Source organism: Variovorax xiamenensis, assembly GCF_050916385.1.
Taxonomy (GTDB): domain Bacteria; phylum Pseudomonadota; class Gammaproteobacteria; order Burkholderiales; family Burkholderiaceae_C; genus Variovorax.
In genome coordinates, this window is record NZ_CP139038.1 from 3,070,316 (window position 1) to 3,082,277 (window position 11,962).

The 11,962-nt window shown below is 66.3% G+C and carries 9 protein-coding genes; 8 read left to right on the forward strand and 1 reads right to left on the reverse strand.

What is annotated here, in order from left to right; translation table 11 throughout:
• Positions 1-2 precede the first annotated feature (2 nt).
• The 8 genes from SFB74_RS13825 to SFB74_RS13860 all read left to right on the forward strand — a co-directional run bounded on the left by SFB74_RS13825 (position 3) and on the right by SFB74_RS13860 (position 11,084).
• Positions 3-674 (forward strand): TetR/AcrR family transcriptional regulator, encoded by a 672-nt coding sequence (locus SFB74_RS13825; protein WP_432731364.1) that lies wholly within the window; start codon positions 3-5, stop codon positions 672-674.
• Positions 675-690: 16 nt separating this feature from the next.
• Complete coding sequence (locus SFB74_RS13830; protein WP_432731365.1) at positions 691-1,293, forward strand: isochorismatase family protein; 603 nt, start codon at positions 691-693, stop codon at positions 1,291-1,293.
• 124 nt (positions 1,294-1,417) lie between these two features.
• Positions 1,418-3,331: a propionate--CoA ligase gene (locus SFB74_RS13835; RefSeq protein ID WP_432731366.1), complete on the forward strand. Its 1,914-nt coding sequence runs from the start codon at positions 1,418-1,420 to the stop codon at positions 3,329-3,331.
• A 191-nt stretch (positions 3,332-3,522) separates the two neighbouring features.
• Positions 3,523-6,399, forward strand: coding sequence for a 2-oxoglutarate dehydrogenase E1 component (locus SFB74_RS13840; protein ID WP_432731367.1), 2,877 nt, complete (start codon positions 3,523-3,525; stop codon positions 6,397-6,399).
• 54 nt (positions 6,400-6,453) lie between these two features.
• Positions 6,454-7,728 (forward strand): 2-oxoglutarate dehydrogenase complex dihydrolipoyllysine-residue succinyltransferase, encoded by a 1,275-nt coding sequence (gene odhB, locus SFB74_RS13845; RefSeq protein ID WP_432731368.1) that lies wholly within the window; start codon positions 6,454-6,456, stop codon positions 7,726-7,728.
• Between the two features lie 155 nt (positions 7,729-7,883).
• Positions 7,884-9,311: a dihydrolipoyl dehydrogenase gene (gene lpdA / locus SFB74_RS13850; RefSeq protein ID WP_432731369.1), complete on the forward strand. Its 1,428-nt coding sequence runs from the start codon at positions 7,884-7,886 to the stop codon at positions 9,309-9,311.
• A gap of 13 nt (positions 9,312-9,324) precedes the next feature.
• Positions 9,325-10,425, forward strand: coding sequence for a cell division protein ZapE (gene zapE, locus SFB74_RS13855; RefSeq protein WP_432731370.1), 1,101 nt, complete (start codon positions 9,325-9,327; stop codon positions 10,423-10,425).
• Positions 10,422-11,084: a hypothetical protein gene (locus SFB74_RS13860; protein WP_432731371.1), complete on the forward strand. Its 663-nt coding sequence runs from the start codon at positions 10,422-10,424 to the stop codon at positions 11,082-11,084. The genes zapE and SFB74_RS13860 overlap by 4 nt, the downstream gene beginning before the upstream one ends.
• 39 nt (positions 11,085-11,123) lie before the next feature.
• Here the strand turns inward: SFB74_RS13860 and SFB74_RS13865 are convergent, their stop codons facing one another.
• A complete protein-coding gene (locus tag SFB74_RS13865) occupies positions 11,124-11,897 on the reverse strand; it encodes a PP2C family protein-serine/threonine phosphatase (RefSeq protein WP_126018808.1) in 774 nt (257 codons plus the stop codon).
• Between the last annotated feature and the right edge of the window lie 65 nt (positions 11,898-11,962).

Below are 11,962 nucleotides of genomic sequence, written 5' to 3' on the forward strand. Positions count from 1 at the left end.
CCATGGAAGCCAGGACCCAGCGCCGTCAGGCGCTCAGCGACGCCCGCCGTGCGCTCGTGCTCGACGCTGCCCGCGCGATCTTTCTCGAGGCCGGCATCGAGGGCGCCAGCGTTCGCGAGATCGCAAAAAAGGCCGGCTACACGCCGGGCGCCATCTATTCGTACTTCGAGAGCAAGGAAGCCATCTACGCGGCGCTGCTCGACGAGTCCATCCAGCGGCTGCAGACGGCCGTGGCCGAGGCCTCCGTGTCGCAGGACGGCCCGGGTCGGGCGCTGGCCGCGCGAGCCCAGGCGTGGTTCGACTTCTACGCTGCGAATCCGCGCGAGCTCGACCTGGGCTTCTATCTGGTGCAGGGCATGCGCCCGCGCGGCCTGACCAGCGAGCTCGACCACGAGCTGAACGATCATCTCTATCAGGCCCTGCGCCCCTGCGAAGAGGCACTGCAGGAAATGGGGCTCGACGCGGACGCCGCCCTGCGCGAGAACACCGCGCTCTTCGCGCATGGCGTCGGCCTGCTGCTGATGCAGCACACGGGGCGCATCCGCATGTTCAGGCAGTCGGCCGACGCACTGTTCAAGGCCTATATGGCCCAACTGGTGCAGCGCGTCGATGGTGGCGCCCGCCAACCCGGTCTTTTCGGTGGTACGGTTCAGCCCGATTCAACCGATTCCTGAAAGAAAGAAACCGTTCATGCTGCTCGACGTCTCGCAATCCCAACTCGTCCTGGTCGACTACCAGGAGCGCCTGATGCCGGCGATCTTCGAGGGAGAAGCGGTCGCGCAGAACGCCGTGCGGCTCGGCAAGATGGCGAAGCTGTTGCAGGTGCCGGTGTGGGGCACCGAGCACAACCCCTCCAAGCTGGGCCAGAACCTGCCCGACATCCGCGCGCAGTGCCAGCGCACCCTGTCGAAGATGCATTTCAGCGGCGTGGAGGAGGGCCTGGGCGAGTGGTTGCGCGTGCCGGCCAAGGCGCCGCAGGGCAATGCGCGGAGCCTGCCCAAGCATCTGCAGAAGCCGCAGCAAGCCGCCGAGGAGCGCAACAGCATCGTGATCGCCGGCTGCGAAGCCCATGTCTGCCTGCTGCAGACGGCGCTCGACCTGCTGGAAGACGAGTTCGAAGTCTGGGTCGTCACCGACGCCTGCGGCTCGCGCAACGAGCGCAACCGCGATGCGGCCTTCGACCGCCTCGCCGGGGCCGGCGCCGAACTCGTGACGACCGAGATGGTCGGCTTCGAGTGGCTGCGCACCGCGGAACATCCCGCGTTTCCCGAGGTGCTCGCGCTCATCCGGTAACCGGGGCGGCAGGGGAAAGCCGGGTTTGCCCCGGCTGTCAGCTTGCTGCAAGATCGGTCTCCATAATTATGAATTCAGTTTTGGCGCCAGCCGGAACGGAACGAATAACAGGAGACAAACCGAGATGAGCCGCTACGAAGAGTTCTATCGCCAATCCGTCGACGCGCCCGAGGCCTTCTGGGCCGAGCAGGCGAAGCTGATCGACTGGCACACGCCCGCCCAACAGATCCTCGACGCCAGCCAGCCGCCTTTCGCGCGATGGTTCGTGGGCGGCACGACCAACCTCTGCCACAACGCCGTCGACCGGCACCTTGCAGGGCGGGGCGACCAGCCGGCGCTGGTCTTCGTTTCCACCGAGACCGGCGTCGAGAAGAGCTACAGCTTCGCCGAGCTGCACGCAGAGGTGCAGCGCACCGCCGCCAGCCTCGTCGAGCTAGGCGTGGGCAAGGGCGACCGCGTGCTCATCTACATGCCGATGATTCCGGAGGCCGCCTTCGCGATGCTGGCCTGCGCGCGCATCGGCGCCATCCACTGCGTGGTGTTCGGCGGCTTCGCCAGCGGCTCGCTGGCCACGCGCATCGAGGACGCCGAGCCGAAGGTGATCGTGAGCGCCGATGCCGGCTCGCGCGGCAACAAGGTCATCGCATACAAGCCGCTGCTGGACGAGGCGATCCGGCTGTCGAAGCACAAGCCCTCGGCCGTACTGCTCACCGATCGGGGCCTTGCGCCGATGGACCTGACGCCCGGCCGCGACCATCTGGCCGCCGAGCTGCGCCGCAAGCACATCGACGCCAAGGTGCCCTGCACTTGGCTCGAATCCACCGACATCAGCTACACCATCTACACGAGCGGCACCACCGGCAAGCCCAAGGGCGTGCAGCGCGACGTGGGCGGCTACGCGGTCGCGCTGGCGGCGAGCATGAAGCACATCTTCGACGGGCGGCCGGGGGAAACCTATTTCTCCACCAGCGACATCGGTTGGGTGGTGGGGCACAGCTACATCGTCTATGGCCCGCTGATCGCCGGCATGGCGACCATCATGTACGAGGGCCTGCCCACGCAGGGCCTCGACCGGGAGCCCGACGGCGGCATCTGGTGGCGCCTCGTCGAGAAATACAAGGTGACGGTGATGTTCAGCGCGCCCACGGCGGTGCGCGTGCTCAAGAAGCAGGATCCGGTGCTGCTGAAGAAGTACGACCTGTCGACCCTGCGCGCACTGTTCCTGGCCGGCGAGCCGCTGGACGAGCCCACCGCCCGCTGGATCAGCGAGGGCCTGGGCGTGCCGATCATCGACAACTACTGGCAGACCGAGTCAGGCTGGCCGATGATCACCATCGCCAATGGCGTCGAGGCCAAGGCCAGCAAGTTCGGCAGCCCCGGCGTGCCGATGTACGGCTACCGCATCAGGATACTGCACGAGTCCACCGGCGAGGAGCTCACCGGCGCGAACGAGAAGGGCGTGGTCGTGGTCGAGGGGCCGACGCCACCGGGCTTCATGCAGACCGTGTGGAAGGACGACGAGCGCTTCGTCAACACCTACTGGAAGAGCGTGCCCGGCAAGATGGTCTATTCGACCTTCGACTGGGGCATTCGCGACGAGGACGGCTATTTCTACATCCTCGGGCGCACCGACGACGTGATCAACGTGGCGGGCCACCGCCTCGGCACCCGCGAGATCGAGGAAAGCATCTCGGGCCACCCCAACGTGGCCGAGGTGGCGGTGGTCGGCGTGGCCGACGCGCTGAAAGGGCAGGTCGCGATGGCCTTCGTCGTGCCGAAGGACGGCAAGGCCGTGGCCGACGCCGATGCGGCCCTCCGGCTCGAAGGCGAGATCATGAAGGTGGTGGCCGACCAGCTCGGTGCCCTGGCCAGGCCGGCCCGCGTGCGCTTCGTCTCTGGCCTGCCGAAGACCCGCAGCGGCAAGCTGCTGCGGCGGGCCATCCAGGCCGTCTGCGAGCAGCGCGACCCCGGCGACCTGACCACCATCGACGACCCCGCCACCCTGCAGCAGATCAAACAGTTACTCACTTCTGCCTGAATGAGCGGGGAATGAGCAACAGGAGGGGTTGCGAAGCCCGGTTGGACCGTCATATGGTTGACGTGGCACAATGCCAAGGTACTCAGGCCCTTCCCCAGCCACAGTCGCATCCGCCAATCGGTTCAGCCGTGTCGCGGAAGGTTTCTTAAACCAGCTAGTGCTTCCCTCAGGGAAGCGAAGGTCAGCGGATCATGAGCGATTCTTCTACGCCCACGGCGTACACCGCCTATCAAGGCAACACGTACCTCTTCGGCGGCAACGCGCCGTATGTCGAGGAGATGTACGAGAACTACCTTTCCAACCCCGGCAGCGTGCCCGACAACTGGCGTTCGTACTTCGACGCGCTGCAGAACGTCCCCGCCGCCGACGGCACCAACACCCGCGACGTCCCCCACCAGCCGGTCATCAACGCCTTCGCCGAACTCGCGAAGCAGGGCACGACCAAGGTCGTGCAGGCCAGCGGTGCCGACTCCGAGCTCGGCCGCCAGCGCACCGCGGTCCAGCAGCTGATCGCCGCCTACCGCAACGTCGGCGCCCGCTGGGCCGACCTCGACCCGCTCAAGCGCGCCGAGCGTCAGTCCATTCCCGAACTCGAGCCCTCGTTCTACGGCTTCGCCGACAAGGACCTCGAGACGGTGTTCAACACCAGCAACACGTTCTTCGGCAAGGACACCATGTCCTTGCGCGACCTGCTGAACGCGCTGCGCGAAACGTACTGCGGCACCATCGGCGCCGAGTACATGTACACCACCGACCAGAACCACAAGCGCTGGTGGCAGCAGAAGCTCGAGAGCGCCCGCACCAATCCCAAGCTGAACACCGAGCAGAAGAAGCGCGTGCTCGACCGCCTGACCGCGGCCGAAGGCCTGGAGCGCTTCCTCCACACCAAGTACGTCGGCCAGAAGCGCTTCTCGCTCGAAGGCGGCGAGAGCTTCATCGTCGCGATGGACGAGCTCATCAACCGCGCCGGCGAGAAGGGCGTGCAGGAAATCGTGATCGGCATGGCCCACCGCGGCCGCCTGAACGTGCTGGTGAACTCGCTGGGCAAGATGCCCGCCGACCTGTTCGCCGAGTTCGACCACACCGCCCCCGAAGAGCTGCCCAGCGGCGACGTGAAGTACCACCAGGGCTTCAGCTCCGACGTCAGCACCCCTGGCGGCCCGGTGCACCTGTCGCTGGCCTTCAACCCCTCCCACCTCGAAATCGTGAACCCGGTCGTCGAAGGCTCCGTGCGCGCGCGCATGGACCGCCGCGGCGACAAGGAAGGCGACTCGGTGCTGCCGGTGCTCGTGCACGGCGACGCGGCCTTCGCCGGCCAGGGCGTGGTCATGGAAACGCTGGCGCTGGCCGAAACCCGCGGCTACTACACCGGCGGTACGGTCCACATCGTGATCAACAACCAGATCGGCTTCACCACCAGCGACCCGCGCGACAGCCGCTCGACGCTGTACTGCACGGACATCGTGAAGATGATCGACGCGCCGGTGCTGCACGTGAACGGCGACGATCCCGAAGCCGTGGTGCTGTGCACGCAGCTCGCGCTGGAGTTCCGCCAGGAATTCAACAAGGACGTGGTCGTCGACATCGTCTGCTACCGCAAGCTGGGCCACAACGAGCAGGACACCCCCTCGCTCACCCAGCCGCTGATGTACAAGAAGATCGCCCAGCACCCCGGTACCCGCCGCCTGTATGCCGACAAGCTGGCCGCGCAAGGCCTGGGCGAGACGCTCGGCGACGACATGGTCAAGGCCTACCGCGCCGCCATGGACGCGGGCAAGCACACCATCGACCCGGTGCTGACCAACTTCAAGAGCAAGTACGCCGTCGACTGGAGCCCCTTCCTCAACAAGAAGTGGACCGACGCCGGCGACACCGCCATCCCCACGACCGAGTGGAAGCGCCTGGCCGAGAAGATCACCACCGTGCCGCAAGGCTTCACCGTGCATCCGCTGGTGAAGAAGGTGCTGGACGACCGCGCAGCCATGGGCCGTGGCGACGTCAACGTCGACTGGGGCATGGGCGAGCACATGGCCTTCGCCTCGCTGGTGGCCAGCGGCTACCCGGTGCGCCTGTCGGGTGAAGACTCGGGCCGCGGCACCTTCACGCACCGCCACGCGGTGCTGCACGACCAGAACCGCGAGAAGTTCGACGAAGGCACCTACGTGCCGCTGCAGAACGTGGCCGACAACCAGGCTCCGTTCGTCGTCATCGACTCCATCCTCTCGGAAGAAGCGGTGCTGGCCTTCGAATACGGCTACGCCTCGAACGACCCGAACACCCTGGTGATCTGGGAAGCTCAGTTCGGCGACTTCGTCAACGGCGCGCAAGTGGTGATCGACCAGTTCATCGCCTCGGGCGAAGTGAAGTGGGGCCGCGTCAACGGCATCACCATGATGCTGCCGCACGGCTACGAAGGCCAGGGCCCCGAGCACAGCTCGGCGCGCCTGGAGCGCTTCATGCAGCTGGCCGCCGACGCCAACATGCAGATCGTGCAGCCGACCACGGCCAGCCAGATCTTCCACGTGCTGCGCCGCCAGATGGTGCGCAGCCTGCGCAAGCCGCTGATCATCATGACGCCGAAGTCGCTGCTGCGTAACAAGGACGCGACCTCGCCGCTGTCCGAGTTCGTCAAGGGCGGTTTCCAGACCGTGATTCCCGACAGCCGCGACCTGAAGGCCGAGAAGGTCAAGCGCCTGATCGCCTGCTCGGGCAAGGTCTACTACGACCTGGCCAAGAAGCGCGAGGAGAAGGAAGCCGACGACGTGGCGATCATCCGCGTCGAGCAGCTCTATCCGTTCCCGCACAAGGCATTCGCCGCCGAGATCAAGAAGTACCCGAATCTCGTCGACGTGGTCTGGTGCCAGGACGAGCCGCAGAACCAGGGCGCCTGGTTCTTCGTGCAGCACTACATCCACGAAAACATGCAGGAAGGCCAGAAGCTCGGCTACTCCGGCCGTGCCGCCTCGGCATCGCCGGCGGTGGGCTACTCGCACCTGCACCAGGAACAGCAGAAGGCGCTCGTCGATGGCGCGTTCGGCAAGCTCAAGGGCTTCGTGCTGACCAAGTAAAACCAGTCCTCTTTCACACGAATACCCTGAAGAACAAATCGGAGCTCACTCCAAATGTCTATCGTTGAAGTCAAAGTCCCCCAGCTTTCCGAATCCGTGGCCGAAGCCACCATGCTCACGTGGAAGAAGAAGGCCGGCGAAGCCGTCGCCGTCGATGAAATCCTGATCGAGATCGAGACCGACAAGGTCGTGCTCGAAGTGCCCGCGCCTTCGGCTGGCGTGCTGGCCGAAATCATCCAGCCCGATGGCGCCACCGTGGTGGCCGATCAGCTGATCGCCAAGATCGACACCGAAGGCAAGGCCGGCGCGGCCGCTCCGGCAGCGGCTCCCGCCGCCGCGGCACCTGCGCCTGCTGCAGCACCGGCCGCAGCCGCTGCTGCCGCCACCGGCGGCTCGAAGGCCGACGTGGCCATGCCCGCCGCCGCCAAGCTGCTGGCCGACAACAACCTGAAGACCGGCGACGTGGCCGGCACCGGCAAGGATGGCCGCGTGACCAAGGGCGACGTGCTCGCCGCCGTCGCTTCGGGTGCAAAGCCCGCCGCAGCGGTCGCCGCCACCGTGGCCGTGCCTGCCGGCAAGCCCGCGTTGCCGCAGGTCGCCGCTCCGACCAGCGCGCCCGACCTGGGCGAGCGCCCCGAACAGCGCGTGCCGATGAGCCGCCTGCGCGCCCGCATCGCCGAGCGCCTGATCCAGTCGCAGTCGACCAACGCCATCCTGACGACCTTCAACGAAGTCAACATGGCACCCGTCATGGAGCTGCGCAAGCGCTTCCAGGACAGCTTCACCAAGGAACACGGCGTGAAGCTCGGCTTCATGTCCTTCTTCGTGAAGGCGGCAGTGCACGCACTCAAGAAGTACCCGGTGCTCAACGCCTCGGTGGACGGCAACGACATCCTGTACCACGGCTACTTCGACATCGGCATCGCCGTCGGTTCGCCGCGCGGCCTGGTGGTGCCGATCCTGCGCAATGCCGACCAGATGAGCTTCGCCGACATCGAGAAGAAGATCGCCGAATACGGCAAGAAGGCCCAGGACGGCAAGCTGGGCATCGAGGAAATGACCGGCGGTACGTTCTCCATCTCGAACGGCGGCACCTTCGGCTCGATGCTCTCGACCCCGATCATCAACCCGCCCCAGTCGGCCATCCTCGGCGTGCACGCCACGAAGGACCGCGCAGTGGTCGAGAACGGCCAGATCGTGATCCGCCCGATGAACTACCTGGCCATGAGCTACGACCACCGCATCATCGACGGCCGCGAAGCCGTGCTGGGCCTGGTCGCCATGAAGGAAGCGCTGGAAGATCCGTCGCGCCTGCTGTTCGATATCTGACCCACCCCCGTTGCTTGCTCACTTCGTGTAGCCGCCTCCCCCCTCGGGGGGGCGCACCCGGCGGCCCGGCAAAGCCGGTTCCGCGGGTGCCCCGAACAGGCCTGCGCTTCGCGCGGCCCTGATCGGAGGCGGTACACAGGATTACGAAAGAACCTATGTCCAAACAATTTGACGTGATCGTCATCGGCGGCGGCCCCGGCGGCTACATCGCGGCCATTCGCGCCGCGCAACTCGGCTTCAACGTCGCCTGCATCGACGAGTGGAAGAACGGCAAGGGCGGCCCCGCACCGGGCGGCACCTGCACCAACGTCGGCTGCATTCCTTCCAAGGCGCTGCTGCAATCGTCGGAGCACTTCGAGCAGGCCGGCCACCACTTCGCCGACCACGGTATCAAGGTCGAAGGCCTGGGCCTCGACATCGACAAGATGCTGGCCCGCAAGGACCAGGTCGTGAAGCAGAACAACGACGGCATCCTGTACCTGTTCAAGAAGAACAAGATCAGCTTCTTCCATGGCCGTGGCTCGTTCGTGAAGACCGACGAGACCGGCTACGAGATCAAGGTGACGGGCGCTGCCGAAGAGTTGATCAGCGGCAAGCACATCATCGTGGCCACGGGCTCCAACGCCCGCGCGCTGCCGGGCACGCCGTTCGACGAGGAGAACATCCTCTCGAACGACGGCGCGCTGCGCATCGGCGCGGTGCCGAAGAAGCTGGGCCTGATCGGCTCGGGCGTCATCGGCCTTGAAATGGGCTCGGTGTGGCGTCGCCTCGGCGCGGAAGTCACGGTGCTCGAAGCACTGCCGACCTTCCTCGGCGCGGTGGACGAGCAGATCGCCAAGGAAGCCAAGAAGGCCTTCGACAAGCAGAAGCTCAAGATCGAGCTCGGCGTGAAGGTCGGCGAGATCAAGTCGTCGAAGAAGGGCGTGAGCGTTGCCTGGACCAACGCCAAGGGCGAAGCCCAGACGCTGGAAGTCGACAAGCTGATCGTGTCGATCGGCCGCGTGCCCAACACCATCGGCCTGAACGCCGAAGCCGTGGGCCTGAAGCTCGACGAGCGCGGCGCCATCGCCGTGGACGACGAGTGCAAGACCAGCCTGCCCAACGTCTGGGCCATCGGCGACGTGGTGCGCGGCCCTATGCTGGCGCACAAGGCCGAGGAAGAGGGCGTTGCCGTTGCCGAGCGCATTGCCGGCCAGCATGGCCACGTCAACTTCAACACGATCCCGTGGGTGATCTACACCAGCCCCGAGATCGCGTGGGTCGGCCAGACCGAGCAGCAGCTCAAGGCCTCGGGCCGCGCCTACAAGGCCGGCACCTTCCCGTTCCTCGCGAACGGCCGCGCACGCGCGCTGGGCGACACGACCGGCATGGTCAAGTTCCTGGCCGACGCCGCGACCGACGAGATCCTGGGCGTGCACATCGTGGGCCCGCAGGCCAGCGAACTGATCTCCGAAGCCGTCGTGGCAATGGAGTTCAAGGCCAGCGCCGAGGACATCGCGCGCATCTGCCACGCGCACCCGTCGCTGTCGGAAGCTACGAAGGAAGCGGCACTCGCCGTGGACAAGCGCACGCTGAACTTCTGATCTCACCGATCTTTTGACCAGCGTCAAACAGGCCTACGAGGCGGAACTCGCTGCGCGCGGGTTCAAGAGCGATCCCGCGCAACTGCGCGCCGTGGAGGCGCTGGATCGCTGCGCCAGCGAATGGGCCGAGTACAAGGCCCAGCGCTCGAATGCGCTGAAGAAGTTCATCAACCGGCCGGAGCTTCCGCGCGGCGTCTACATGTACGGTGGCGTCGGACGGGGCAAGAGCTTCCTGATGGACCTGTTCTTCAACGCCGTGCCGCTGCGGCGCAAGACGCGCCTGCACTTTCACGAGTTCATGCGCGAGGTGCACCGCGAGCTGCGCGAGCTGCAGGGCACGGTCAACCCGCTTGACGAGCTGGGGCTGCGCATCTCGAAGCGCTACAAGCTGATCTGCTTCGACGAGTTCCACGTGGCCGACATCACCGACGCGATGATTCTTCATCGGCTGCTGGTGTCGCTGTTCGACAACGGCGTGGGCTTCGTGACCACCTCGAACTTCAAGCCCGACGACCTGTATCCGGGCGGACTGCACCGCGACCGCATCCTGCCCGCCATCGAGCTGCTGAACGAGAAGCTCGAGGTGCTGAGCGTGGACAACGGCACCGACTACCGGCGCCGCACGCTGGAGCAGCTGCGCATGTACCTCACGCCCAACGACGCGGCGGCCGAGAAGGAAATGCGCAAGGCCTTCGAGAAGCTGGCGGAGACGGCCGACGAGAACCCGGTGCTGCACATCGAGCAGCGCGAGATCCGTGCGCTGCGCAAGGCCGGCGGCGTGGTCTGGTTCGACTTCAAGACGCTGTGCGGCGGTCCGCGCTCGCAGAACGACTATCTCGAGATCGCGAGCCAGTTCCACACCGTGCTGCTGTCCGACGTGCCGCACATGCCGGTTCGCATGGCCTCGGAAGCACGTCGTTTCACGTGGCTGGTCGACGTCTTGTACGACCGGCGATGCAAGCTCATCATGTCGGCTGAGGTTCCGCCGGAGGCGTTGTACACCGAGGGCCCGCTGTCGCACGAGTTTCCGCGCACGGTCTCCCGGCTCACCGAAATGCAATCGAGCGAGTTCCTTGCCCTGGAACGCCGCGTTGTCGATACCCGACTCACATGAAAAAAATCGTTCTTGCCCTGTTCATGGCGCTGGCCAGTCTCCCGCTCTGGGCGCAGTCCAACGCCGCGGCGGGCAGTGCCGACCTCGACGCTGAAAAGCGCCGCCTGTCGGCCGAGCGCGAGGCCATCGAGAAGCGCTTCGTCGAGGAGCGGGCCGCCTGCTACAAGAAATTCGCGGTGGAGGACTGCCTGCGCGAGAGCCGCGGCCGTCACCGCAAGGACACCGACAACATCAAGCGGCAGGAAACCGCCATCAACGACATCCAGCGCCAGCGCAGCGGCGCGGCCGAGCTGCAGAAGCTCGACCAGAAGGCTGGCACTCAGCGTCCGGCTGACACGCCCGAGAAGCAGCAGCAGTCGATCCAGAACCAGAAGGACCGCGAACAGCGCGCCGCCGACCATGCGGCCAGCCGTGCTTCCACCGCGGCCGAGGCGGCCGAGCGCGAGCGCCAGTTCCAGTCCAAGCAGCAGGCGCACGCCGACGAGCAGGCCAAGGCCGCCCAGCGTCGCGCCGAGGCACCCGAAGCCGTCAGGCGCTTCGAGGAGAAGCAGCGGCGCGCGGCCGAACACAAGGCCGATCGCGAGCGGAGCAACGCCGCGCGCGACAAGCCGCGCGGGGCGCCGTTGCCGCCTCCGCCGGCCGAGCCGGCCAAGCCCTGAGAAAAAGCCTCTGAAACGCCCCTGTCCTGCCGCCCGCGCTCAGGCGGCGGCAGCGGGGAGCGGGTCGAGCTTCAGTACGGCGATCGAGATGTTGTCGCCCGTGCCCCTGGCCCGGCGGCGGGCCTCGCCCACCAGGATTTCCACCGCGTCGCGCGGCGGCTGCGCATACAGCACGCTCGCCAGCTCCTCGGGGCTGAAGTAGTGCCAGAGGCCGTCGCTGCAGGCCATCAGCAGGTCGCCCGGCGCCATCTTCGGAATGTAGTAGGGGTCGATGGGCGGCGGGGTGGTCGTCATGCCCAGGCAGCCCAGCAGGATGTTGCCCTGCGGGTGGATGTTGGCCTCGGCCTCGGTGATCTGTCCTCGGTCGATCAGCACCTGCACGTACGAGTGGTCGCGCGTGCGCTTGAGGAGCTCTCCGTCGTGGAAGTGATAGATGCGCGAGTCGCCGGCGTGGATCCAGGCGCAGTCGCCTTTCGGGTTCATGAGAAAGGCGGCGATCGTGCTGTGCGGCTCCTGCTCGGCGGAAACTGCGGTGAGCTTTATGACCGTGTGCGAGTCCTCGAGGATCTGCTTCAGCAGTGCTTCGGGGTCTTCCTTGCCGGGCTGGTAGCGCGTGAAGAGCTGGCGTGCCGTCATGAGCACCTGGTCGGAGGCCTTGCGTCCGCCGCTGCGCCCGCCCATGCCGTCCGCCACCACGCCCAGCACGCAGCCGGGCACGCGCGGATGGCTCATCAGCAGCACCTGGTCCTGCTGGTACGGGCGGTCTCCCTTGTGGAGTCCGGTGGCCGCTGCGAGTCGAAAGCCTTGGGTCATGAAGCGATATGCGCCTGAAGCGCGAGTTCCTGTCTTCTCGGAGATTCGTGTCAGGACGTATTATC